1 pseudogene is annotated in these 246 nt (G+C 62.6%); it reads right to left on the bottom strand.

Going from position 1 to position 246, the window contains the following annotated elements:
• A pseudogene (locus NCR39_RS29580) lies at positions 1-204 on the bottom strand (hypothetical protein); the annotation flags it as partial.
• Between the last annotated feature and the right edge of the window lie 42 nt (positions 205-246).

A 246-nucleotide genomic window follows, 5' to 3' on the forward strand; every position in this document is an offset into this window, starting at 1 on the left:
ACTCTCGACGATGTGACCGGCGTCATCGACCACGGCTAGCGTCGCCGGGCGACCGTCCTCGGTCGTGATGGTGAAGCCCTCCCACGCCCGCGCGCTGATCACCGAGTGCTCGAGCCTGGCGCGGTCGATCTGTTCGTTTTGTGGACCTTGCGTCGCTGGATGTTCGAGATCAGTCGGCGACATGTAGGTTGTGTGCTTCGCCATCACGGGTCTCCCTCCGAGTGTATTTCGCTGCGCTCATTCACC

Origin of the sequence: Caballeronia sp. ATUFL_M2_KS44 (assembly GCF_023630965.1) — a bacterium.
Classification (GTDB): Bacteria; Pseudomonadota; Gammaproteobacteria; order Burkholderiales; family Burkholderiaceae; genus Caballeronia; species Caballeronia concitans.